The organism is Alkalimarinus coralli (genome assembly GCF_023650515.1).
In the GTDB taxonomy this organism is placed as follows: Bacteria; Pseudomonadota; Gammaproteobacteria; order Pseudomonadales; family Oleiphilaceae; genus Alkalimarinus; species Alkalimarinus coralli.
The window spans coordinates 2,140,422-2,164,234 of record NZ_CP096016.1; the positions used below are offsets into that span (position 1 = coordinate 2,140,422).

Consider the following 23,813-nt stretch of genomic DNA (forward strand, 5'->3'; position numbering starts at 1 on the left):
AGCGTCTTTCAAAGGAGACCGACTTTTTCCATAGGCAATGTATAAGTCAAATACACCTATAAAAATGATGGTTCTGTAGAAGTCGAAAGCCCCACGGAAATCGTTAGCCGCCTTTAGTTAAATAAGGCGGCGAGCAATTTCCTAAATTGACGGTTTTATGCCGTTAATGTTGCTCTACTAAGAGATCTGCAATAAGCGTGCCGCTGCCTCAGAATTCTGATCCGCAGTGCTCATTACTTTAACGTGAAGCTCGTACTGGCGAGCAAGTGAAAGGATTTCAGTCAACGACTCTACAGCATTGACGTTGCTTTCTTCCAGAAAGCCGGGCTCTAAACGAACATTACCATCAATAACAGCAGGCGGATTACCCTCCTTTACTCTTATCAGGCCATCTGCTCCTTTTTCAATCTGGTCGTTTGGAGGGTTTACCAATTTAATTCTGTCAATTTCCGCTAGCGCATCAGCAGGCTGGCCAAGAGGGATAACGGAAATGGTTCCGTCTGCACCAATCTCCATCTTCGCAGACGGAGGAATAGCGACCGGCCCACCATTACCCAATACCGGCAACCCGGATCCGGTGCGGAGAATGCCGTTACTATCTGTTTGCAAATCTCCCGCCCGAGTATAGGCTTCTGAACCGTCTGGCGCCTGAACAGCAATCCACCCCTCTCCTTTTATGGCCACATCCAGCTCGCGGCCAGTTTCATTTAACGGGCCTTGCTGAAAATTTGTACCTGGCCTTTCAGTCATTGCATATGCTCGAGTCGGATGGTGCTCACCATAAACCGGCATGCTTCGGGCTTGCGCAAAGTCGTTCTTAAAGCCTGTGGTATTTACGTTAGCCAAGTTGTTTGAGTGCGCTCTCTGCGCCAACATCGACTGCTTTGCGCCACTCATGGATATATAGAGTGCTTTATCCATCCTGTTTTCCTCATCTGATCTATCGATATAAAGCGGGGCAAGATTACGCCCTCACCCTATTTTTAGATATTCAGGATTGTTTGCGTAACCTGGTCTGCCGTTTCTATCGTCTTGGCGTTTGCCTGATAATTTCTTTGAGCAACGATTAGATTAACCAGCTCATCAGACAAATCAACATTCGACTCCTCTACCGAACTTGAAGTCAATGACCCCAATGTTCCAGTACCTGGCGCCCCGACTACCGGATCACCTGAGGCGAACGTCTGAACCCAAGCTGTTTCACCAGCAGGCGACAAGCCTTCTTCATTATTGAAATTTGCCAGTGCCACCTGAGACAGAACTCTTGACTCCCCATTGGTATATCTAGCAAACAGTATGCCAGACTCATCCACATCTAGCCCAACCAGCCGTCCCGTTGTAAAGCCATTTTGCTGCATATCACTCACAGAGAACGAACTACCAAATTGCGTAGTGTCTGAAAGGTCTATCTCGAAGTTTGAACTGGTAGGCGGGTTGGGGATCGGCAACGCCCCGCCATTGGCGACATTAATCGGCCCGCTTGCGCCGTTAGGGTTGCCACTCGGATCCAATGGCGTCCAGTTCGAAACCAACACCTGATCCGACAAATTCTGGTTCATGGTGCCATCTTCATTAAAAATTAATGTATAAGATGCGCGTGTTGGCGTTGTCCCTACAACCGGGTCACCTACGTCCTGACCGTCAATAAGCATGTGCATCTGCCAAGTATTTGGCTGTACGGTTGAGCCAGCCCCCTGTTTAACAAAATACATTGTGGCCACATGTGCATTACCCAAGCTATCGTAGATGGTCGTTGACGTCGCATGGTTATAGGTGCCAGCGTCAGTTGGATCGAACTGATTATTTCTGAAAGATGAACTTGAGAATGATGCAACAAGCGTGTTTGTTGCAGGCGTCAACGTAGCGCCTTCCTCAACGATTATATCTAAAATACCGCCGACAGTGGCACTGGGAACGGGTGCGGCATTGGCAGGGTCTAACAGCACGTTAGTCGTTACACCATCAACATTGATCGTTCCTGTACCTTGCAATGTAAAGGAAAGGTCTCCCCCTTGATTATGCACCAGCTCAAGACGCTCTGTCGCCAAACCAGCATCTTGCAGTACAGCCGTTACACCACCGAGGGCTGACCCATTAACCGCGATAGCCAAGCTACTGAGCGACGTTAAGTCAGTGCCAGAGAAGGTAACACCGTTAATCAGCAGAGAATCCCCTGCCGCCGGATTATAGGTTCCAACATCCAGCGTTGCCAATGTACTCGCTGAAGCATCAACCCCCGGAAGAGTTGATAGAGAGGCGGCGATAGCTCCCGCTGACGTATTTGCAGCCGTTGTAATTGAGTTAGTGGTGCCATCTGGTAAGTTGATCGTCCAGGTTTCAGAAGGAAAGCCGTTCGAGATGCCCGCTGTAATTTCACCCGACAACCCACCCTGAGCCAATAACCGGGTTCCCCGCTCTTCAAGTACACTTTGAGAAGAGTCCAGATTCAGATCCGGGTCAATCAATGTGGTACGAACAGGTGCCAGATTGGAGTTATCAACTTCAATATCGGTTAACACCCCACCCACATTACCATCGTCATCAGCATCAAAGCCTTGCAACCGCATTCCGGTGTTATTGACCACAAAACCGTCTTTATCAACACCAAACTGTCCAGCCCTTGAATACTTGGTCTCGCCGCCATCACTTAACACATAAAAGCCACTCCCGCTAATGGCTAAATCGAGGCCTCTATCGGTGAAACTAATATTCCCCTGGTTGTAGACCTGGCGTACATTTTGAACCTGTACACCATCACCAACCGAATTGGATCCGCCCCCTAGAAACGCGTTTGAATATAGATCACCAAACTCAGCTCTTGATTTTTTAAAACCAACCGTACTGGTATTGGCAATATTATTACCAGTGACTTCCAAATCCAGGGAAGATGCTTTTAATCCACTCAGTGCAACGTTAAACGGCATGGAACACCTCGTACTCTGTTGTAGTTAGACCCGCTTTTAAGCAAGGCAACGTTATGGGTTACCACTAAAGCAATTTGGCTTATGCCGGCTTTAGCGGCCTTAATGATCACAATTAGTTAATCTGACGAATCTCGTTTAGCGGCACACCACCCATTCCGGCTAAATTCAGAGTGATTGCACTATTGCTTCCAATGGATACGCTATCCACATTCGCACTCAGCATTGTAGCAACCTGTTCCGTTTTTCCGCTGTAACTGGCTTCAGCTTTTATGGTGTATCTACCGGCAGGCATTTGATCACCTGTGTTATTTTTACCATCCCATAAAAACGAAACCTGACCGGCAAGTTGTTGCCCCATGTCGTATTGATTCACTAGTTCGCCCGACTCGTTCAAGACCGATATTCGTAAGTCAGATGTACTGGCAGGCAGATCAACAACACCGCTAATAGTGCCTGCAACAGAGGTTGGCCCCGTAGAAGCATTAACCAGTACTGATCGGCCAACCATCGCAGAAGCCTGAAGCGCTTGTGTGGACTGATAACTGGACGTAAATCCTTCCACCGTAGCGGTCAGCGACTGCATCTCTTCCAGCGAGCTGAATTGGGCCAACTCGGCAATAAACTCACCATTTTCCTGGGGTTCCAGCGGATTCTGATTATTAAGCTGGGCAACCATCAGTTCCATAAATTCATTTTTGCCAAGATCACCAGTCCCTTTATTTTCTGGCGTTTTAAAAGAGTACTGACTCAACACATCGTTGGTTGGCGAAACAGTGTTAAAATCGCTCATAACTGACTCCTGCTATTTCTAGTTCGAACATGCTGAGTTATTGGCCTAGCGTTAGAATTCGTTGCATCATGGTTTTAGCGGCATCCATGACATCGACATTTGTTTGAAAGCTACGTGACGCGGAAAGCATATCCGTCATCTCTTCTACAACATTCACGTTTGGGTACATGACATACCCATCATCATTTGCCATAGGATGATCTGGCTGATAGCGCATATCCAAAGGGGCATCACTTTCAACAATTCCCTTTACTTCAACCCCTTGCGATTCTGGCATATCGGTAAATGCCGTATTAAACCCTGTTTTCATCACTGATTGCTGAATCGATGCAAATACAGGTTTTCTCGCACGATACACTTCATCGGTGCTACTACTGGCAGTATCCGCGTTTGCAATGTTACTGGCCGTGGTATTCAAACGCATGGATTGAGCCGACATAGCCGAACCGGCAATATCAAATATTCTGTTAAGAGACATCGTTACTCACCCCTTATTGCATTTGTAATTGATTTAAACTTGCCATTTAAGAACTGGAAACTGGCTTGATAATCCATCGCGTTCTTCATATAGGCCGCCATCTCCTGCTGAGTATCGACCGTATTGCCATCTATCGAAGGCTGCGTGGGGTTTCGGTACAAAAGTGATTCTGAGGATGCACTCGCCGTTGATAAATGCTTTGAGTTTGTTTTTGCAACAGACATCGGAGCGGCTTCACCAGGCTGATTAAGTTTGCTATTCAGCACGGCTTTAAAATCCAGATCCCGTGCTTTAAACCCTGGCGTATCTGCGTTAGCCAAGTTGTTAGCTAACACCTCAGCACGTTTTACCCGAACGTTCAGTGCCTGTTCGTGTATGCCTAATGCGTTGTCAAATGAAATGCTCATAGCTACTCCACAAATTAAATGCGGTTCTGCATATAAAAATGCAGTGCTGCATATAATCGAATAGTGTTTTAATCAATTACGGTTAATAGTGTCCGCAAAATTCTAATTACCAGTAACAAAGCAATAGCAATGCCAAAAACACCTAACCCATTGATTTAAGATATTTAAATAAAATATTGGACAGAAATAATATGATTTACGGCAAACGGTTACCGCAGAGGGGCAACCACGTCACCCGTGCAGATAAAGCAAGTGGTATTGAAGGGCTGAAACCAAAACTTAAAGACCTACATTTTTGGGTGCAATGAATGCTCGAAGTTTAATCTTGCCAATGCCAAGCTGGAGCATCCAATAACCCCTGATCCAGAATAAATGTTTCGCCTAGCTCTTTGTTTAAAGCAATGGAGTTGCATTCGTTGTTAGCTTCCAAGCTTGCAATTAAACGCGAAGCGTGGGAGACCACCCAAACTTGTGTTTGCTCCGCCGCACGAATAATTAAGCGCCCTAATGCTGGAAGCAGATCTGGATGCAGGCTGGTTTCCGGCTCATTTAGCACCAGTAGTGAAGGTGGTCGAGGTGTAAGCAATGCCGCCACTAACAGTAAATAACGTAACGTACCATCAGATAATTCTGCCTGGTTTAACGGCCGCAACAGTCCGTTTTGAATAAACTTAAGCGAAAACCGATTACCCGCATCAGCCTCAAACCCAATCGTGGCACCAGGGAACGCATCTTCTATAGATTCATATAAGGCGTCTCGATCTCCAATTTCGTAGATTGTTCTTAGCGCGGCGACCAAACTATGGCCATCATGATCGAGAACAGTTGTTCGCGTGCCAATTTGCGGCGTTCTAATAATCGAATCAGCATCAGTTCTGAACAAATCGTAGAAACGCCAATTCCGGATAGATTGCCTCACTTCATAAACCTCGGGTACTGACACAGGATCACTTATCTCACTCAAAATACTTTCATAAGTGTTGAGACGCGTGTCATAAACCTCCCACTTTCGACCGGAACGAACTTTGACAATAGGCCCATTTCTGTCAATCAAGCAAGAACTTGGACGATAGGTGTTTCCAGCCCAAATGCACTCACGCTTGATCTCAGGGTCAAACTGAAACATCGACGGTTCTTGATATCCAGCATAACCCTGAGGAGGAGGCATACCCAACGAAATAGAATAACCGAAATTTTCTCCGACAAACCCCAACCTTAGCCGTGAGTTTTTCTTTTTTGCATTTCCTTGAATAGGCGCCGAACCATCTTTCATTGATTTGCTGAACTCGTCTGGCCCAGCCCAAAAGGTATAATCGAGACCTCCTTCCTGTGCAATAGAAGAAATTAAATTACCTCTAGCTGTATCTGACAATAAGCGTAGCGCTTTGTATAGGTTGGACTTACCACAACCATTTGGACCTGTAACGACATTCAACCGTGACAACGGCGATACGATGTCTTTTAAGGAGCGGTAGTTAGATACTGAGAAGGCTTTGATCATATAAGGAAGAACCACTCAAACCCAGAGGCTGCTTTTTAGTTCCATTTTTTAACATATGTATTTACATCATGAGTTGGCACCGCTTTCGGCTTACCTTCGGGTGTTCCCACATAAAGAAAGCCCGCTATATGCTCTTCAGCCGTTAACCCCAACCCTTTTTTCACTTCTGGGTTATAAGCAAGAGGGCCAGTTCTCCACATGCCGCCAAAGCCTTCTGCCTGTAGCGCAACGAGCAAATAACCGACCCCGACGCCCACTGAAACAATTTGCTCAATTTCGGGTACTTTAGGGTTTTCTTGCGTCGATGCAATCGCCACAATAATCATCGGGGCTCGAGTCGGCATTTTACGACACTTTTCTTGCTGAGCGGGCGATAGATCAGGGTCGGCGTTGAGCGCACTGGACGCAAAAAGGTCACCCAGTCGTTTCAAGGCATCCCCTTCAATCACCAGATATCGCCAAGGCCTGAGCATAGCATGGTCAGGCGCTCGCAGAGCTGTCTGAAAAAGAGTATCAAGAAGTTCGCCTTCTGGGGCAGGAGATGTCAATCGAGCAAATGAATTACGTTGTAACAAAAATTCTGTGACGGGATGCGACATTGGCGACCTTTCTATAAAGTGAGCGGAGTACAATCATTACACGCGATCATTACAAGCGATCGCTGCACAACGACTGTGCAAGAGTATTTTTATAATAACTCTAGCGAAGTGTAGCAAATATCAATAAGATACCGCTATCAATGTTAGTCGCATGGCAAATCCGGTAAAGTAGTTGTTCCGACAGATTTACTGTCTCGACAATCAATGCGTCTCGACAGACAATGCCTCTCGACAGACAATGCCTCTCGACAGACAATGATTCCGCGACTAGAACGCGTTATTATAGGACGCATCAACAGCGTTCAGCTGTAACAGAGATCTTTGCACGACTACTGCTCTTACAAATACAGCGTTAAAAGGTCTCGTAACAATATTAAAAATAATGAATTCAATGACGATTACAAACAAAGCTAACCGGCAAGTCACACCTAGAAAACAGGTGGCAATTCCTCCCATGCCGGACTACAACGCGCGTGTTCTTGCTTATCTTGCTGGCGCAGCAATCATTGTTTCAGGAATTCTAACAGGGCATTTTGACGCAGAGTTAATCTGGCTAATTCCCGGCGCCATGCTTTGGCCCCATCTACTGTATTTCACGGTTCGCTACTTTAATAAACAACGCAATCCGGTTATTCGTCACCGCCTTCTTCTCATTGACGCTATATTAGCCGGGCCTATTATCGTACTGCTCGATTTTAGCCTGGTTCCTACGCTCCTCTTTATTTTAATGATGAATTTCAGCTTCATTATTGTGGGTGGAATGAAAAGCTGGCTGTATGGGAATCTGGCCTGGTTTACCAGTATCTGCATCTCGTCACTTTACTTCGGGCTACAACTTGCCCCTCCGACTCCCATTATTGTCAGTATAGTTTCCGGTATCAGTACCGGTATCTATATCTGTGTGACAGCCTACTATACGCATCAGCAGGCCAGAGCATTGGTGCACGCTAAATCACTCATCCAGCATCAGAGAGAGCAATCAATCACGCTTTCTCATAAGTTGGCTAAATACCTATCGCCCCAGGTCTGGCAGTCTATTTTCACCGGTGAACGTGATGTAAGGCTTGAAACCCAGCGGAAAAAGCTTGCAGTCTTTTTCTCTGATATCAAAGGGTTTACCGAGCTTTCTGAAGAGATGGAGCCTGAGAGTCTAACCGAACTTCTCAACACCTATTTCAATGCCATGTCTCAAATCGCGCTCAAGTACGGCGGCACTATCGATAAGTTTGTGGGTGACAGCATCATGATATTCTTTGGTGACCCAACCAGTCGAGGCGCTAAAGAAGACACCCTTGCCTGTGTTGCCATGGGAATAGACATGCGTAAACGCATGAAAGTGCTAAGGCAGAAGTGGCAGAGCCAGGGGATTAGAACGCCACTGGAAATTAGAATGGGGATAAGCACGGGCTATTGCACTGTGGGGAATTTCGGTGCAGAAAACCGAATGGACTACACCATTATAGGGAAAGAAGTAAACCTCGCCAGCCGACTGGAAACGCTCGCAGAGCCGGGCGAGATACTGGTCTCGTACGAAACATTCTCGCTGGTTAAAGATATGGTTATGTGCAGAGACAAGGGCGAAATCACAGTAAAAGGGTTCTCACGCTCGGTCCCAATCTATGAGGTCGTTGATTTCAGGCGTGAAATTGGCGCTAACCAAAGCTTTATGGAGCACGAAACAGCCGGCTTTGCGATGTATCTCGATACCGGAAAAATAGGTACAGGCGAAAAAGACCAAATTGTCCGGGCACTGGAATCTGCGGCGCAAAAACTCAAAGACTCGGAAGATATTGATTGAGCAAACACTGTTTAAAGTGTGTTAGCTTAGACTAATTCTGGCACCAGCGCTCAATCAATATCAACAACAATGACCAACATAGGCCTCCCTTGCTATTGGCGGCTCAGTCGTAAATTACCTGAATAGCTCGGCTCTGTTGTTCTCAACGGGTTGATATCCAAGCCTCCCCTACGCGTATAACGGGCATAAACTGTAAGTTTCTCTGGCGCGCACTTTTCCATAATATCGATAAAGATACGCTCTACGCATTGCTCGTGAAAATCCTGATGGTTTCTATACGAGATGATGTACCTAAGTAACCCTTCATGGTCAATTTCATCACCAGCGTAATCGATTAATACCGAGGCCCAGTCTGGCTGACCTGTAACCGGGCAATTAGTTTTTAACAGATGGGAAACCAGCTTTTGTTCAACTCGGCGCCCTTTGGTTGAAGAAAGTAACGCTGAATCCACCTCATAGCTAACATCATTGATGTCTATCAGGTCAATTAAGGTTCTCCCCTCATTACCGGCGCTAATCCCAACAGACTGCTCCAAAGGTATGATCCTGACATCAACCTTACTCTCAACAACCTTGCTTAAGTCTTTTGCCAGTACCTTTTCCAGCTGGTCAGCTGAGTCAAAAGCGGTTTGATTGAGCGAGTTTAAATAGAGTTTGAAGGATTTGGACTCAACAATATTGGCCGAACCACAGGGGATAGCAAACTCAACAATGGCAACTTGAGGTTTCCCGGAAGGGGACAGCCATGAAAGCTCGTAGCTCGTCCAGATATCAACACCGCTAAAGGGAAGCAGCGACGAGTCAATACCCAGCTCATCTCGCTTGGCCTTACGCGGAAGTGGGTGCAATAGCGCTGGCGAGTATTGATCAATATACTCAGTGCTTTGGCCCAACAGTGTTTTACTTAAATCAACCATATTATTAACCCGAAAAATACGTGGTTTCTGATCTTAACGGCATCAGCACAACCTACAAGCCGACGGCCTATTATCTGCTCTCATTTAACTGCGTATCCCCTTACCTTTGTTCAGCAAGTGGAGAGAGTACACGAAGAGCACAATGGTAAATCCGATAATCATTGTAAACGCATAACCGACATCAATATCGGTTACCCCTAAAATTCCATACCGGAAGGTATTGACCATATATAAGATAGGGTTCGCCTTAGAAACCGTTTGCCAGAACTCTGGTAGTAGAGAGATAGAATAAAACACCCCTCCTAAATAGGTGAGCGGCGTCAGAATAAACGTCGGAACAATTGAAATATCATCAAACTTTGTTGCATACATCGCATTAATAAAGCCGCCCAGAGAGAACAGAATTGCGGTCAATACAACAACCGATATCATAACCAAAGAGTCATGAATCTTAAGCTCTGTAAACCCCAATGACAGTGCTGTGACTATTGCCCCAACGGCCAAACCTCTCGCCACGCCCCCAGCAACATACCCTGTTAACACTACCCAATTTGGTACAGGCGAAACAACCAGCTCCTCAATGCTCTTTTGAAATTTCATGCCAAAAAACGACGAAACAACGTTGGAATAGGAATTGGTAATTACCGACATCATAATCAAACCAGGAACGATAAAGTCCATGTAATGGTGGCCTTCCATTTCTCCGATTCTTGGGCCAATCAAGTTTCCGAACACGACAAAGTACAACGCCATCGTTATCGCAGGTGGCAGCAAGGTTTGCACCCATATGCGGGTGAATCGACGTATTTCTTTCACTACGATCGTTTGAAAAGCGATAAATATTCGGTATGCGCCCATCTACCTACCCTCCTCAACCATGCGCACAAACAACTCTTCAAGCCTGTTAGACCTCGCCCGAATGCTCGCCACTTCAACAGAGGCACGATTCAGCTCGGAAAAGAGCGTATTAATTGTTTGCCCTTGGGCAATATCTACCTCTAGCTCCCCTTCACTATTGAGCCTGGCGTTAAATCCGACCAAGTTGGGGGCTTGTTCAAGGGGCTGAGCAAGATCAAGCACAAACGTTTCAGAGTGGAGACGGCTTAATAGCTCTCTTTTGCTGGTATTCGCCAAAATATCGCCCTGATCAATAATAGCTATATTGCGACAAAGCGACTCTGCTTCTTCAAGGTAGTGTGTGGTCAGAATAATAGTGGTGCCTTGCTGCTCATTCAGCTCTTTCATGAACTCCCACATTGAACGACGAAGCTCAATATCGACACCTGCGGTAGGTTCGTCAAGTATGAGCAACCGTGGCTCGTGCACGAGGGCTCTCGCAATCATCAGTCTGCGCTTCATGCCCCCCGAAAGCAGCCTTGAAGGTATATCCCGCTTATCCCACAAGCCCAACTTTTTTAGGTACTTTTCTGCACTCTGCTTTGCTTTAGCGGCCGGTATCCCGTAATAACCCGCCTGGGTGACTACGATATCAAAGACTTTCTCAAACTGATTAAAGTTAAATTCCTGTGGAACAACACCTAATTGCATCTTTGCCTTAACAAGATCGACATCAATATCATAATCGAATATCTTAACCTGGCCTGATGTTTTTCCAACCAGCGACGAAACAATCCCAAGTGTTGTCGATTTTCCAGCACCATTTGGGCCTAACAATGCGAAAAAGTCGCCTTGCTTCACCTCAAGCGAAATACCTTTTAAAGCTTCATGTCCGTTGCTATAGACTTTACGTAACCCTTGGATACTCAGTGCGTTATACATAGTCAACTTTCAGTAGTGGCATAAGGGGGTTAATGTTGGGCCGAAAACAGAAAATTCAACTACTGCGGACAAACTGCTTACTCGCAATCGCCCTGCGTATAATTTTTTCGGTATAACTCCTCTCCCATTCGGCTGATCTGGTAATCAATCATATTGGTAAAGCATTCAAGCATCACATCAACATTAGTTAGCGGTTCTACTGTTTGAAGTGCTTGAGAGACCGCTTCGACTGTAGAAAGATAGTCAGAAAAAGGGGCTTTTCGAATTCGATAGTTTGATTTTTCGGCTGGATCCAGACAGACAAAGGGAATGTCGTGCAACAGCTTATTAACACTCATGATTTCACGGGTATTGCGCCACGTACCATCCAAGACGATAAGCGTTTTCTTGCTGTTGATACCCTCTGCAGTTTCCCCACGAAGAGGCCCTGCAGCATTGAGCTCTTCGAGGTTGTTGTACCAGTCCCCCAAACGTGTCGACGACTTTGAAGGGTACAGCAGTGCCAAATTTCCACTGCCACTATACAAGAGGCGGCTCAACTCTTCATCGCAAGAGAAGTCAACTCCCACCTTGATAGCCACATTTTGAAGGCAAAGAGAGACAATTTTTGCCGTTCCTAACGGCTTTTTTACTTCGTCGGGATGCTGAAGAATTAAGATCGATGTTTTATTGAATACAGGCGCTATCCACTTGCAGATACAAGCAACACGTGCGTTTCCGCAAACCTTGCAACGCTCTCTTGCCATTGAAATTGCTCCTCATACCAAAGGCGCGTAGCTTAGCATGAGGAGGTCTGAGGAAAAACGATTAACTCGAAAAGTGGCGCCAGCTCCAACGGCTAGTCGCACCGGTAATAAGATAGTTTGACGGGTCAATATCATAGGCTCCCGCCGGTAAACTGCCCGATATGTTGAGCGCTTCTTTCTGTCCCTTACCCTCGTTATAGGCCAATAAATCAATGATCTTGGCCTGCTTCAAAGGTTTCTTATCGCCATTGAGTACTACTGCAACCTTTGGCCACAATCTTCTTTTCGGGTTATGGTTTAAAACAATACCCACCTCCTGGCTGTTTAACTCAACAAGTGTTCCTGTTGGGTAAACCCCTATCGCCTTTATGAAGCTCTCAACCAGTTCTTCCTGAAACTCTATATTACGGCTTTCATAAAGCTTTGATACTGCTACTGCGGCAGGTGCTGGCTGAACGCCTGGCCGCGGCTCAATCATTTCCTGATACGCATCCACCAACCCCGCGATTTTAGCCAGCAGTGGAATTCGATCTCCTGTTATACCGTTCGGAAACCCTGTACCGTTGTGCCGCTCTCGATGACACCTAACAACATCAATAACAGCATTGGCGACATTACCCGATGATTCTAAAATCTCAACGCTATATTCTACATACTTTTTATAGTGCTCAAAGGCTTCAGCATTTAATGTATGCTGGTGCTCCAGAACCTCCTTCGGTAACTTAGCCTTGCCAACTTGCGACAACAGCACTGCGGTCGAAAGCTGCTTGAGAACCTCTTTCTCCAACCCCAGGTAGCGTCCCAATACTAGCGCCCAAATAGACGCACTAATTGCATGCTGGTAACTAAACTGATCATGAGTATTAACACGCGTCAGCCAAACCAGCGCATCAGGGTTGCGAATGACACTTTCAACCATGCCATCAACCGCTTTACTAACATCCTTATAAACCGGAGTACCGCCAGAGTGAATGGTTTCAAATATATTGGTTAACGCAACACTGACATTGCGCTGCAACTTGCCCACCTTAGAAACCTCTTTCTTCAAAGAAGAAACTGTTTTTCCGGAAGCTATGTCAGGATATTTAACCCTGTTCCGTATTTTCAGTGGTGGGAGCTTTAAAACAGATGCACCTGTTTCTCGGGAACTAGCCCCACTATAGCCTGAGCCCCCCATGACTGCGTGTTTTTCATATGCCTGCTTTTTGGCAGATACGACATCGACATAAACGTGTTTGCAGTATGATTCCAGAGATTTAACTTCATCAGCACTTCTAATATAGAAACCCTGTATAGGAAAAGGCGTTTCACACCACGGCCTATCAAGGTTGGATACATACATTCCAATCTGTAACTCGTGTACGGGTATTTTTTGTTGATTACCCTGCATGACATTCACCCTTAACAATCAACTATCGTAATATGCAAAAAAGACTTTCGGTTAGTGTTCATTTTGCAGAACCACCCCACAAGGTGCAATTACACTTCTGTTGTTAAATGTATCCTGTTGTTTCAGATGTATTACATATCGTACGTTTGCCACACACATCACATTAATAACGCGTAACGGCCCACACTATCATTTGAAAGAGCCGAAATGATAATCGAACCGAGAGCTTTGCACGATGTTATGAGCGAAGCAAAGACAAGGCAAAAAATGACGAAAAAGCGCAGTTTATGTGTAATAAATGAGCATTTTGAGTCATTTTTTAACGATGAATTTGTAAGCGCAGTAGTCGTGCAAAGCTCTCGAACCTATACTCTATTTTAGCCAATGAATTAAGCATCAGCCTAAATCCAGCCAAAACTATTTATCACCCTCACAAATTTTGCTCGACATAAGGGGGGCTTTATCGGCAAAGCTATACCGCTCAACTTTACGGGTAGCGACACTATAAGGAACAACTGACGCCTTTAAGTAGTCCATATTGACGCTCTCCCCTTCTTCTTTACGAGTTGTCGCTACAGGCAAACAACTGACCGATATGAGCACCCGACTTTCCAGATCAACTATCTTTGTTGCCTGCTGATTGTCAGTCACCGATACACACACATTTTTGTCATCCGGGAGGGGCCGCCCTGAAAGCGATAAATCCATTGTTTTATTGCCGCACGCAACGATACCTTCATGCGCTTCTGTGCATTCATTTTGATCCGTCGACAAATCGGCTAGCGCCCACTTGCGTTCGCTGCACTGAGTTTCCAGAACAAACTCTGTTGCCTGGTTGTCCTGAATTGCCCAGGAAGGGTATTCAGCTGTCTTCCAGGAAACCACAAACTTCCGCTCTTCTCCTTTGGAGTTCTGAGCAGAGAAACTCCCGTAATGCGAATAGTATGAAGCACAACCAACGATATTAACTATCAGCGTTACAAATATTATTCCCTTAACTATTTTTATCATTTACCTGACTGCCTGTTATTTTATATTTCAAGTTACGCGATTTACCCCAAATAAATCCATTAAAGTCAATGGATGCAACCCCAGGAAAGGTATCAATCATAGTGGAGTTTTTTATATTAGGGCGTGTTGAGTCTAGTTTCGAGGATGCAGATTATACGCTCAAATTGGGAAAGCGTGCTGCGTTTTCATAAGATTGAGATAGGGTTCAAGAAATAGGCTAGCTCCGCCACGAGACTAATCGTTAGGCACAAATTTTAATCCAAATCCGTCTTCTCCTTTCCTGACCACAACCATATCCAAAATGGGGGCTTCGAACGGCAAATCTTGCATTTGCACCTTAACGACACTACCCATCGGTGGAAAAGCAGAGTCACCCACAATGACATAGACGCCACCATCGGAAATATCCCTCACATAAAATATGCCATCACCTACCACTTCATGAGTCACTTTTACTTTTGCATTTAGAAGCGTCCTAACATGAACTCTCTTATCAACCATACGTTTCTATATCGCCCTAACAACTTAACAACATTAAAGGTTCACGCCCTAATTATGATCTTAGTCATATCTAGATGATAGCATCACACCTAGAATGAGCGAATTAAAAACAGGATATTTATAATTAATTGTTGACAACCGCTCGCAATATAATGAGAATTATTATCATTATTACTTCCATTACGAGAGTTTTATTCGATGCTTAACCTGAAACGTCTTATTCCTACCTCACTTGTCATTGCTGCTACAGCGGCTACATCCGTTCAAGCAAACGAAGAAGTAAATGTCTACTCATATCGTCAACCGTTCCTGATGCAGCCTATCTTTGATGCATTTACAAAAGATACCGGTATTGATGTAAATGTCGTCTTCGCCAAAAAAGGATTAACAGAACGTCTTAAGCGAGAAGGTAAAAACAGCCCGGCGGACTTAGTGTTCACGGTAGATATCGGGCGATTAAGTGAAGTGGTCGAGGCTGGCGTTGTACAAGGTGTAACAACACCTGAACTGGAAAATAATATTCCAGCACAATACCACGGCCCAGATGGACAATGGTACGGTTTAACCACACGTGCCCGCGTAATCTACGCGTCAAAAGAGCGGGTTGCCAAGGATGCGATAAAAACCTACGAAGACTTAGCAAAGCCTGAATGGAAAGGCAAGATTTGTACTCGCAGTGGCAAGCACCCATACAACGTAGCGTTGATTGCATCAATGATCGCGAATAATGGTGAAGCTGAAACAGAGAAGTGGTTAAAAGCCGTTAAAGATAACCTGGCTCAAAAACCACAAGGAAACGACCGCGCACAAGTAAAAGCGATTAAGGAAGGGGTTTGCGATCTGGCTATCGGCAATAACTACTACTATGGAAAAATGCTGATGGACGAAGAGCAGTCAGCTTGGGCGAGATCCGTCAATATCGTATTCCCTAACCAGGGTGACCGAGGAACACACGTTAACATCAGCGGTGTATCTCTTACCAAAAGCGCACCAAACAAAGACAATGCAATCAAGCTCATGAACTTTTTGTCAGAAGCAACCGCTCAACAAATATATGCTGAGCAGAACTTTGAATACCCTGTTAAGCCAGGTGTTGGACCTTCAGCACTTGTAGCTTCATGGGGAGAGTTCAAGGCTGACAAGCTCCCTCTCAACGAGATTGCAAAATATCGCAACCAGGCGGTTAAATTAGTTGATCGAACAGGGTTTGATAACTAAAGTAGCAGCCCAGACGAAGTTTTATTACTGAGTCTGGGCAACTTACTCGCTATCTTCGGTCTAATTGATGCAAACACAGGCTACTACACCCCCCCTCCATCGAGTCTTCCGTAACCCTTGGTTTCTCTCCTCTGCGTTTATCGCATTTATGGTTGGCTTGCCTATCATTGCGGTCTTTTACCTCGCGTTTTACCCCGAAGAAAATATCTGGCCCCATCTACTCGATACAGTACTGTCCGGTTACGTTTCCAGCACCCTTATTTTAATGACAGGTGTCGGTTCGCTAAGCCTTTTTATGGGGGTCGGCTCTGCGTGGCTGGTTACCATGTGCAAGTTTCCTGGCCGAAAAATGCTTGAGTGGGCTTTGCTGCTGCCATTTGCAGTGCCGGCCTATGTTATCGCCTACGTTTATACCGACCTGCTGGAGTACGCAGGTATTGTGCAGGGAACCCTCCGCGAGCTGTTTGGTTGGTCTTCTTATAAAGAGTACTGGTTCCCCGAAATAAGAAGCATGGGCGGCGCTATAACAATGATGGCACTGGTACTCTACCCCTATGTATACCTAATGAGCAGAGCGGCTTTTCTAGAACAGTCAATGTCACTGTTCTCTGTTAGTCGAAACCTCGGACACACACCACTCCAAAGCTTTTTTAGGGTGTCTTTACCTGTGGCACGCCCTGCCATTGCCGTTGGCTTATCTCTGGTCTTAATGGAAACACTTAATGATTTCGGCACCGTTGATTTTTTTGCGGTTAAAACCCTGACCGCTGGTCTTTACGACACCTGGCTTAACATGGGGAACCTTGGTGGCGCCGCGCAAATAGCCAGTTTAATGCTCATTTTTGTCGTCACACTGATATATATGGAGCGCTTTTCAAGGCGGAAACAAAAACAGTTTGAGTCTAAGAATCAGGGGCAATCACTCGAGCAATTTCAACTAAGCGGTGTTAAAGCGGCCGCTGCAACATTTTTCTGTTTGCTGCCTGTGGTTACGGGCTTCCTAATCCCAATCTCTGTACTTGGCTATTACGCCTACCATTACTTTGAAGTGAGTTGGACTAGCAAGTTCGTCAGCCATGCAATGAATAGTTTTACACTTTCAATCATTGCAGCCACGACCACTATCGTCATCGGTGTAACACTGGCTTATAGTAAGCGACTAAACTCCAGTGGGATAACCAGTTTATTAGTTCGCTTCTCAGGGCTCGGCTATGCGATGCCTGGCGCAGTACTCGCTGTCGGAATTATTGTCCCCTTCGCGGCCTTCGATAATGCGTTAGATGATTTTCTGCGAGTGAACTTCGGGGTGTCGACCGGCCTTCTGCTTAGCGGCACAACATTCGCAATAATTTTTGCCTATACAGTGCGATTTTTGGCGGTATCAGCAGGCTCTGTTGAGTCGAGTCTGGCAAAAGTCACACCGAGCATGGATATGGCGTCCCGCTCGCTGGGCCGAAACAACCTGAGCACGCTATTAAGGGTTCACCTGCCAATTATCCGGGGGGGAATTCTTACGGCTGCGTTGGTGGTATTCGTTGACTGTATGAAAGAGCTACCGGCTACATTGATTTTAAGGCCTTTTAACTTTGAAACACTCGCCACCCATGTATATCAGTTCGCATCAGATGAACTTTTGGAGCAAAGCGCTCTTGCTGCACTGATTATTGTTTTAGTGGGCATTCTGCCGGTTATATTCCTCAGCAAATCGATTTCTTCCACACGCACAAAGAAATAAAAGAGAGTTTTGCACGACTACTGCGCTTACAAATTCATCGTTAAAAAATGGCTCAAAATGCTCATTTATTACACATAAACTGCGCTTTTTCGTCATTTTTTGCCTTGTCTTTGCTTCGCTCATAACATCGTGCAAAGCTCTCTAAAACTATATCGCTACTACTCCTTTTGCACGACAAACTCCCCATTAAAACTGGCACAAAGCCCCCCTTCACAGAAGACATCAGAGTTAATTTTTAACCGCGCCTTTCCCATTCGGCGATATATTTTTACAAACTTGTCCCAAGCCAGTTGATCTGATATTTCACATACCGACACAAACTCACGTGTTACCGGCTTGTGGTAGTGGATTTGCCCATCAAAAATAACGATAACCCCATCTTCACACACCTCTAAAAGCTTTATGTACAGCAACCCCCATGCGGACAGCACGGCGGCACAATATAAACTGCCTCCAAATGCGGTATTTTTATGGTTCACATTGGGAGGCAACGGTAAATCTATCGTCAATAATTGGCCGTCATAGGACGCCACTCTTGCCCCCAAAGCGCCGCTCAGAGGAATATTCTCATCAATCGTTTTCTGAAGTGCTTGAACTAAATCCATCTGAACACCTTACTACCTATGCACGCTAAATTATTCAGTCACATGCTAAAAGACATATCCACCAGAGTACACTAGACTTTGGCCTATAAAGTTTCACTCATCAAGTAGTCGCATGGGGGAAATTAAAATAGTCTCACCCTCACACCCTAATCCACCACTTTAACAATTTTCAACGTATTATAACCCCCTTTCGCTTGACACTATTTAGCTGAACAAGGAAGATTCCCTCCTTTGCAATAAAGTAGTGTTAAACTTCGTTGAGCAGTCACTTAATCTTCATTTAACAATAATAATTAGCACCGAACTAACAGCGGAATTTGTGGATGGAACACGGCGAACCCCAGTTGATCCGAAAAAGTAACAGAAAACATGACTCAGGCTTCACCTGCACTAAATGTAAACAGGGCATCATGGAGCCTTTGCATCATGAAGGTGAGCCAGAATATACCGACATTTTTGCCTGTAATCAGTGCAATCACCAGGCAACAATCCCCTCTCTGGTTATCATTTCAAGCCAACTTGTTTCGGCAATTATGGGCGGCCTGCTCTCGGTATATCTGTTTATTCAGCACCTATCTAAAGTGCTCACTTCATTTCAGTTTAATACCAGCGACAAACTCACGCTTAACGTAACCTTTAGCGTAATCGCAGCGCTCTTTATTGTTGGGTTTATCTATACCTTATACAGGGCTTTCGTTGGCATTAGCCGACGGAAGAAATACAAACGAAGCTATTAGGCATTCGTACACCATAATTAACCTATTTAACAACATTGCTGTCAAAAGGGGCTGTCATGTTCAATTCACTAAAAACCGTCGCACTTGCGCTCGCATGTTCTGTTTCATTGTCTGCAATAGCCGAGCAAAAATCGGTCGCGATTACACAGATTGTTGAGCACCCAGCTCTGGACTCTGTACGTCTGGGGGTTAAAGAAGAACTGGCAGAACAAGGCTATGTTATTGGAGAAAAACTAAAGTGGCAGTATGAAAGCGCGCAGGGCAATCCAACGACTGCGGCGCAAATCGCGCGGAAATTTGCTGGTGAAAGTCCTGATGTCATTGTTGCCATCGCCACGCCCTCTGCACAAACAGCGGCCGCCGCTGCTCGCAATACAGCCATTGTATTTTCAGCCGTCACTGACCCCATCGGTGCAAAACTAGTCAAAAACCTCGATAGGCCTGGCCGAAACATCACTGGCACAACCGACATGCTACCTGTAAAAAAACATCTGGGGCTGGTCAAACGTTTAGTACCTAACGCCAAAACCATTGGAACCCTATACAATCCGGGTGAAGCCAACTCCGTCACTATTGTTGAGCTAGTTGAAAAAACAGCCCCTGAACTTGGGATGAAGGTTATCAAGTCTGCAGCAACAAAGTCATCTGATGTACTTACAGCGGCAAGATCACTGGTTGGCAAAGTGGACGCAATCTATTTGCCTACTGACAACACTGTCATATCAGCGGCAGAAGCCGTTATAAAAGTAGGTGAACAAAACAAACTGCCAATTATCGCGGCAGACACAGATACCGTCAGCCGGGGCGCGATTGCCGCACTGGGTTTTAATTACTATGACGTTGGTCGCCAAACCGGTGCCATTGTTGCACAAATACTCAATGGCCAAAAACCTGGGGATATTGCTGTTCAAGGTGTTGAAAAAATGGAACTGCATATCAACCCTGGGGCTGCACAACGCATGGGCTTAACGCTACCAGAAGGCATTCTGGAAGAAGCTAAGAACGTTATTGAGAAATGATATTTATCAAACCAGGCCACGGTGAAAAACGATACCATGGCCTGGAAAATATAAGCCGCATTTAACCTAGGCCTACGGCCTCAACATCCTGAACCACGTCTGTTTTTATTAATCCAGTTGCTCGGTTATTTATAATTTTTTCTACATTAAGAGGTAATCTGTGAGTCAAATTGCATTCCTGGGTGCTATAGAAACGGGGCTAATTTTTGCGCTGGTCGCATTTGGCGTATTCCTCTCATTCCGAATTCTCGACTTTCCCGACCTGACGGTTGATGGCAGCTTTCCACTGGGCGCTGCGGTATCTGCAACCATGATTGTGAGCGGCGTGAACCCCTGGCTGGCAACGGCCGCGGCTGTTTTTGCTGGCGGCATTGCGGGTGTTATTACGGCATGGATGAACGTTCGCCTACAAATTCTAAACTTGCTGGCATCTATCCTCACCATGATTGCCCTTTATTCAATCAATCTGCGCATCATGGGAAAGCCCAATATCGCACTACTTGGTGAGAATACAATACTTACACCGCTTGAAAGCATTGACCTCCCTTATTACGTAACGACCCCTTTAGCGTTCTTCGTTATTGCTATTATTGTGCTGGTTGCACTGGTTTATTTTCTGAAATCTGAAACCGGCTTAGCGATGCGGGCAACGGGCGCCAATGGGCGTATGGCCCGAGCTCAAGGCATTTCAACATCATCGATGATTATTTTAGGCATGGCGTTATCAAATGGCCTTGTTGCACTGGCGGGCTCTCTGTTTGCGCAGAGTCAAGGTGCGGCAGATGTAACCATGGGTGTCGGGGTCATTGTAGTCGGGCTCGCTTCTGTTATTGGTGGAGAGGCACTGGTATCGACAAGAACACTATTGCTTGCCATCATCGCATGTTTAGTCGGCGCAGTGCTCTACAGACTGGCAATAGCGCTGGCACTCAATGCTGACTTTATTGGACTGCAGGCTCAAGACCTTAATTTGGTAACCGCGGCACTTGTCGCCATGGCGATTGTTCTACCCCGGTTTAAAACCACGGTAAAGTCCTCAAGCAGAGGTGTATCATGATAAGCATTGAAAACCTCCGCGTCACCTTCGGAAAAGGCACCCCACTCGAAAACAAAGCCCTGAGAGGGCTTTCTTTACAGGTACCCAAAGGGCAGTTTGTAACCGTCATTGGAAGTAACGGTGCTGGCAAGTCAACATTCCTCAATGCTCTGAGCGGAGAAACTCAAGTCGACAGCGGTCGCATTACTATTGCTGACCAGACAGTTACTCATCTGCCAACACACAAAAGAGCACATTTGGTATCAAGAGTCTTTCAAGACCCACTGGCTGGTACTTGCGAAAACTTAACCATCGAAGAAAACCTGGCTCTGGCCATCAAACGCGGGAAAAAACGAGGCTTAGGCAGGGCTAACAAAAAACAATATATTGATTTTTTTAAAGACCAGCTACGCTACCTGAATCTTGGCTTGGAGAAGCGCTTACAGGATAAGATGGGCCTGCTCTCAGGGGGCCAAAGGCAAGCCATTAGCTTATTGATGGCGACACTTGAACCATCAGAGATATTACTTCTGGACGAGCATACTGCAGCACTCGATCCAAAAACAGCAAAGTTCGTATTGGATCTTACTGAAGCCATCATCGAGCAACACCAGTTAACGGCCATCATGGTCACCCACAGCATGAGGCAAGCTCTGGACGTGGGTGATAGAACCGTTATGCTGCACGAAGGAAAGGTGGCTTTCGATATATCCAACCCACAAAGAGAGGGGCTTGATGTACCCGACCTATTGAACCTATTTGAAGCGAAGCGCGGTGAAGCACTTTCAGATGACGGGTTGCTGTTAGGTTAAGCGGTGCGGCCCCGCTGACCAGCCTATCGGGCCTTAAAAGAGCCAGGTCAACGAGTGAAATACGAGGCGTTCTGTTCCAAAGAGGTTGATACTAAAGCGCGTTTAGCATTGCCATAATGGCTTCATCAGCGCCTGTTAGCAATATAATATTGAGCACGATTGAAATGACAGCTATCGTTGAAACTATTTTTAGCATCAGAGGCGTTGAGTCTGCGTTAGCGCCTTCGATATACCTTTTTTTACCCACACCTCCTTCCAGATTAGGTTTAACAACCGTCTTCTGTTCTTTGATAAGCAGATATAGTTCAGACTGAACCGCTTCTACGCTCTGTGGCCGTTGCATCGGGTCTATATCAAGCATTCTTTGCAATAAAGCCTGTAGATCAGCCTCCAGTGCATCAAATACCTTTGTGTGAACCAACTGGTTAGACTTAAATTCGGGTGGAGCCCCGGTCAAGGTATGGAAAAAGATAGCGCCTAAGGAGTATATATCTGCCAGTTCACTATTCTCCTCCGATGCAGGTTGGTACCAGTTCTTTTTTTCAGGGTCAATTCGGTAATGCTCATCCAACCCAAAATCGGAAATCCTGGGCTGAAGGTTTGAGGTAAGCAGTATATTGCTAGGCCTTAGGTTGCCATGAATAACTCGATTACGGTGAGCAAATGCAAGCCCGTCACAAACCTGGTTCGCCAAAGGTAAAAATGACGCAAGAGGCATGGGTTCAATAAGCCGGTCTTGCAAGGTTCCGCCTGATATGTACTCCATTACGATAATAAACACATGCTGTTTATTAGAGGTTCCGTGAATATTCGCAATATTCGGATGCTTTAGCTGGCTGAGTATTTTGGCTTCTTTTAAACCTGACGACTGCCCTACTTTTTTCTTGATGACGAGCAGGTTATTAGATGATTTTTCTTCATACAGATATACTGCCCCGTAGCGGTCATCGCGAATCACATCAAGAAGGCCAAAGCGTTTTTGAATAGCCGCTAACCCCTCACTGGCCCTGTCTTGCTGAGCCTGACCCAGATGCTGCCCCTGCATCACCCTGAGTATAATATTCTTCACTTTCTCAACTGAACTCGGCCTGTCCTGCTTGTGCCTGGATAAACACTGCATAACCAATGCATTTAACTCTTCCGTGACCTCAGGCACCCGAGCTGTAAGTGGCTGGACAGGGTTCGAGGGGGGCTGTCCGCTAAGGAGTTCATAAATAACGACACCTAAAGAGTAGATATCACTTAATTCCGAGGTTTCAGAGATGCCTAGTTGCTGCTCTGGGGCCATATAGGCTTCTGTCCCCATCACCAGCTTGGTTTCATTTTCATCGCCCGATTGTTTATCTTTAAAGAATGACGCAATACCAAAATCAAGCAGCCGCGCATTCCCTTCATCGTCTATTAGTATATTGGCAGGCTTAATATCTCGGTGAATAACGCCCAACTTATGCGCATAAGCCAAGCCTTTACAAACCTGAATAAGAAGATCCATTTTACGATTAAAGGTCAGTGAATCCTGATATATCACTTCACTTAGGGTTTGCCCTTCCACATACTCCATAACAAACACAGGTCGGCCAGAGCTAGTGGTTCCTTTATCAATCACATGAATGATATTAGGATGGTTAAGCCCGGCGATAATCAGCGACTCTCGTTTAAAGCGTTTTATAATTGAAGGATTATCAGAGAGGTCTGCCGAGAGTACTTTTATTGCCACTGGGCGATTCAGCGATTTTTGCACACCACGATATACCGTTGCCATGCCTCCTTCGCCGATGACTTCTAAATATTGGTAACGTCCATCTGCCAT

Annotated in this window: 23 protein-coding genes; 7 read left to right on the forward strand and 16 right to left on the reverse strand. The window is 45.7% G+C overall.

What is annotated here, in order from left to right; genetic code table 11:
- Positions 1–177 precede the first annotated feature (177 nt).
- The 7 genes from flgF to MY523_RS09490 form a co-directional block, all read right to left on the reverse strand.
- On the reverse strand, positions 178–921 hold the full coding sequence (gene flgF / locus MY523_RS09460) for a flagellar basal-body rod protein FlgF (RefSeq protein WP_250658523.1): 744 nt from the start codon (positions 919–921) through the stop codon (positions 178–180).
- 62 nt (positions 922–983) lie between these two features.
- Positions 984–2,924, reverse strand: coding sequence for a flagellar hook protein FlgE (locus MY523_RS09465; RefSeq protein ID WP_250658524.1), 1,941 nt, complete (start codon positions 2,922–2,924; stop codon positions 984–986).
- Between the two features lie 112 nt (positions 2,925–3,036).
- Positions 3,037–3,714 (reverse strand): flagellar hook assembly protein FlgD, encoded by a 678-nt coding sequence (locus MY523_RS09470; RefSeq protein ID WP_250658525.1) that lies wholly within the window; start codon positions 3,712–3,714, stop codon positions 3,037–3,039.
- 37 nt (positions 3,715–3,751) lie between these two features.
- Positions 3,752–4,192: a flagellar basal body rod protein FlgC gene (gene flgC / locus MY523_RS09475; protein WP_250658526.1), complete on the reverse strand. Its 441-nt coding sequence runs from the start codon at positions 4,190–4,192 to the stop codon at positions 3,752–3,754.
- Positions 4,193–4,194: 2 nt separating this feature from the next.
- A complete protein-coding gene (gene flgB / locus MY523_RS09480; RefSeq protein WP_250658527.1) occupies positions 4,195–4,599 on the reverse strand; it encodes a flagellar basal body rod protein FlgB in 405 nt (134 codons plus the stop codon).
- Between the two features lie 319 nt (positions 4,600–4,918).
- Positions 4,919–6,100 carry an AAA family ATPase gene (locus MY523_RS09485; RefSeq protein ID WP_250658528.1) on the reverse strand — a complete coding sequence of 394 codons (1,182 nt, stop codon included), beginning with the start codon at positions 6,098–6,100 and terminating at the stop codon, positions 4,919–4,921.
- A gap of 35 nt (positions 6,101–6,135) precedes the next feature.
- Entirely contained in the window at positions 6,136–6,699 is a 564-nt protein-coding gene (locus MY523_RS09490; RefSeq protein ID WP_250658529.1) for a nitroreductase family protein, read from the reverse strand.
- 391 nt (positions 6,700–7,090) lie between these two features.
- On the opposite strand from MY523_RS09490, the gene MY523_RS09495 reads away from it, so the two are divergent.
- On the forward strand, positions 7,091–8,497 hold the full coding sequence (locus MY523_RS09495) for an adenylate/guanylate cyclase domain-containing protein (protein WP_250658530.1): 1,407 nt from the start codon (positions 7,091–7,093) through the stop codon (positions 8,495–8,497).
- Positions 8,498–8,589: 92 nt separating this feature from the next.
- Here MY523_RS09495 and queF read toward each other — a convergent pair whose 3' ends face one another.
- The 7 genes from queF to MY523_RS09530 form a co-directional block, all read right to left on the reverse strand.
- Positions 8,590–9,414, reverse strand: coding sequence for an NADPH-dependent 7-cyano-7-deazaguanine reductase QueF (queF, locus tag MY523_RS09500; protein ID WP_250658531.1), 825 nt, complete (start codon positions 9,412–9,414; stop codon positions 8,590–8,592).
- A gap of 84 nt (positions 9,415–9,498) precedes the next feature.
- Positions 9,499–10,272: an ABC transporter permease gene (locus MY523_RS09505; RefSeq protein ID WP_250658532.1), complete on the reverse strand. Its 774-nt coding sequence runs from the start codon at positions 10,270–10,272 to the stop codon at positions 9,499–9,501.
- Positions 10,273–11,193 carry an ABC transporter ATP-binding protein gene (locus tag MY523_RS09510; protein ID WP_250658533.1) on the reverse strand — a complete coding sequence of 307 codons (921 nt, stop codon included), beginning with the start codon at positions 11,191–11,193 and terminating at the stop codon, positions 10,273–10,275.
- Positions 11,194–11,270: 77 nt separating this feature from the next.
- A complete protein-coding gene (locus MY523_RS09515) occupies positions 11,271–11,939 on the reverse strand; it encodes a tRNA-uridine aminocarboxypropyltransferase (RefSeq protein WP_250658534.1) in 669 nt (222 codons plus the stop codon).
- 61 nt (positions 11,940–12,000) lie between these two features.
- Entirely contained in the window at positions 12,001–13,329 is a 1,329-nt protein-coding gene (locus MY523_RS09520; protein ID WP_250658535.1) for a cyclic di-GMP phosphodiesterase, read from the reverse strand.
- Positions 13,330–13,746: 417 nt separating this feature from the next.
- The gene (locus MY523_RS09525; RefSeq protein ID WP_250658536.1) at positions 13,747–14,340 is read right to left on the reverse strand and encodes a hypothetical protein; all 594 of its coding nucleotides are present in this window, start codon (positions 14,338–14,340) and stop codon (positions 13,747–13,749) included.
- Positions 14,341–14,574: 234 nt separating this feature from the next.
- Positions 14,575–14,841, reverse strand: coding sequence for a PilZ domain-containing protein (locus MY523_RS09530; protein ID WP_250658537.1), 267 nt, complete (start codon positions 14,839–14,841; stop codon positions 14,575–14,577).
- Between the two features lie 207 nt (positions 14,842–15,048).
- Between MY523_RS09530 and MY523_RS09535 the strand changes: the two genes are divergently transcribed.
- Both MY523_RS09535 and MY523_RS09540 read left to right on the forward strand, forming a co-directional pair.
- Positions 15,049–16,059, forward strand: a complete 1,011-nt coding sequence (locus MY523_RS09535; RefSeq protein WP_370301523.1) for a Fe(3+) ABC transporter substrate-binding protein — start codon at positions 15,049–15,051, stop codon at positions 16,057–16,059.
- A gap of 67 nt (positions 16,060–16,126) precedes the next feature.
- Positions 16,127–17,794 (forward strand): ABC transporter permease, encoded by a 1,668-nt coding sequence (locus MY523_RS09540; protein ID WP_250658539.1) that lies wholly within the window; start codon positions 16,127–16,129, stop codon positions 17,792–17,794.
- Between the two features lie 158 nt (positions 17,795–17,952).
- Here the strand turns inward: MY523_RS09540 and MY523_RS09545 are convergent, their stop codons facing one another.
- Entirely contained in the window at positions 17,953–18,399 is a 447-nt protein-coding gene (locus MY523_RS09545) for a thioesterase domain-containing protein (RefSeq protein WP_250658540.1), read from the reverse strand.
- A gap of 323 nt (positions 18,400–18,722) precedes the next feature.
- On the opposite strand from MY523_RS09545, the gene MY523_RS09550 reads away from it, so the two are divergent.
- The 4 genes from MY523_RS09550 (at position 18,723) to MY523_RS09565 (ending at position 22,003) form a co-directional block, all read left to right on the forward strand.
- Complete coding sequence (locus MY523_RS09550) at positions 18,723–19,136, forward strand: hypothetical protein (protein WP_250658541.1); 414 nt, start codon at positions 18,723–18,725, stop codon at positions 19,134–19,136.
- Positions 19,137–19,192: 56 nt separating this feature from the next.
- Complete coding sequence (locus MY523_RS09555; RefSeq protein WP_250658542.1) at positions 19,193–20,155, forward strand: ABC transporter substrate-binding protein; 963 nt, start codon at positions 19,193–19,195, stop codon at positions 20,153–20,155.
- Between the two features lie 160 nt (positions 20,156–20,315).
- Positions 20,316–21,212: an ABC transporter permease gene (locus MY523_RS09560; protein WP_250658543.1), complete on the forward strand. Its 897-nt coding sequence runs from the start codon at positions 20,316–20,318 to the stop codon at positions 21,210–21,212.
- Positions 21,209–22,003, forward strand: coding sequence for an ABC transporter ATP-binding protein (locus MY523_RS09565; protein ID WP_250658544.1), 795 nt, complete (start codon positions 21,209–21,211; stop codon positions 22,001–22,003). Before MY523_RS09560 ends, MY523_RS09565 begins: the two co-directional genes overlap by 4 nt.
- A gap of 91 nt (positions 22,004–22,094) precedes the next feature.
- Here MY523_RS09565 and MY523_RS09570 read toward each other — a convergent pair whose 3' ends face one another.
- Complete coding sequence (locus MY523_RS09570) at positions 22,095–23,813, reverse strand: serine/threonine protein kinase (protein ID WP_250658545.1); 1,719 nt, start codon at positions 23,811–23,813, stop codon at positions 22,095–22,097.

Coding starts and splice junctions, on each gene's coding strand:
- MY523_RS09490 (WP_250658529.1), bottom strand. CDS start 6,699: ATGTCGCATCCCGTCACAGAATTTTTGTTACAACGTAATTCATTTGCT.
- MY523_RS09465 (WP_250658524.1), bottom strand. CDS start 2,924: ATGCCGTTTAACGTTGCACTGAGTGGATTAAAAGCATCTTCCCTGGAT.
- MY523_RS09570 (WP_250658545.1), bottom strand. CDS start 23,813: ATGGCAGATGGACGTTACCAATATTTAGAAGTCATCGGCGAAGGAGGC.
- flgB (WP_250658527.1), bottom strand. CDS start 4,599: ATGAGCATTTCATTTGACAACGCATTAGGCATACACGAACAGGCACTG.
- MY523_RS09510 (WP_250658533.1), bottom strand. CDS start 11,193: ATGTATAACGCACTGAGTATCCAAGGGTTACGTAAAGTCTATAGCAAC.
- queF (WP_250658531.1), bottom strand. CDS start 9,414: ATGGTTGATTTAAGTAAAACACTGTTGGGCCAAAGCACTGAGTATATT.
- flgC (WP_250658526.1), bottom strand. CDS start 4,192: ATGTCTCTTAACAGAATATTTGATATTGCCGGTTCGGCTATGTCGGCT.
- MY523_RS09525 (WP_250658536.1), bottom strand. CDS start 14,340: ATGATAAAAATAGTTAAGGGAATAATATTTGTAACGCTGATAGTTAAT.
- MY523_RS09545 (WP_250658540.1), bottom strand. CDS start 18,399: ATGGATTTAGTTCAAGCACTTCAGAAAACGATTGATGAGAATATTCCT.
- MY523_RS09555 (WP_250658542.1), top strand. CDS start 19,193: ATGTTCAATTCACTAAAAACCGTCGCACTTGCGCTCGCATGTTCTGTT.
- MY523_RS09505 (WP_250658532.1), bottom strand. CDS start 10,272: ATGGGCGCATACCGAATATTTATCGCTTTTCAAACGATCGTAGTGAAA.
- MY523_RS09520 (WP_250658535.1), bottom strand. CDS start 13,329: ATGCAGGGTAATCAACAAAAAATACCCGTACACGAGTTACAGATTGGA.
- MY523_RS09485 (WP_250658528.1), bottom strand. CDS start 6,100: ATGATCAAAGCCTTCTCAGTATCTAACTACCGCTCCTTAAAAGACATC.
- MY523_RS09470 (WP_250658525.1), bottom strand. CDS start 3,714: ATGAGCGATTTTAACACTGTTTCGCCAACCAACGATGTGTTGAGTCAG.
- MY523_RS09550 (WP_250658541.1), top strand. CDS start 18,723: ATGGAACACGGCGAACCCCAGTTGATCCGAAAAAGTAACAGAAAACAT.
- MY523_RS09540 (WP_250658539.1), top strand. CDS start 16,127: ATGCAAACACAGGCTACTACACCCCCCCTCCATCGAGTCTTCCGTAAC.
- flgF (WP_250658523.1), bottom strand. CDS start 921: ATGGATAAAGCACTCTATATATCCATGAGTGGCGCAAAGCAGTCGATG.
- MY523_RS09495 (WP_250658530.1), top strand. CDS start 7,091: ATGACGATTACAAACAAAGCTAACCGGCAAGTCACACCTAGAAAACAG.
- MY523_RS09530 (WP_250658537.1), bottom strand. CDS start 14,841: ATGGTTGATAAGAGAGTTCATGTTAGGACGCTTCTAAATGCAAAAGTA.
- MY523_RS09565 (WP_250658544.1), top strand. CDS start 21,209: ATGATAAGCATTGAAAACCTCCGCGTCACCTTCGGAAAAGGCACCCCA.
- MY523_RS09515 (WP_250658534.1), bottom strand. CDS start 11,939: ATGGCAAGAGAGCGTTGCAAGGTTTGCGGAAACGCACGTGTTGCTTGT.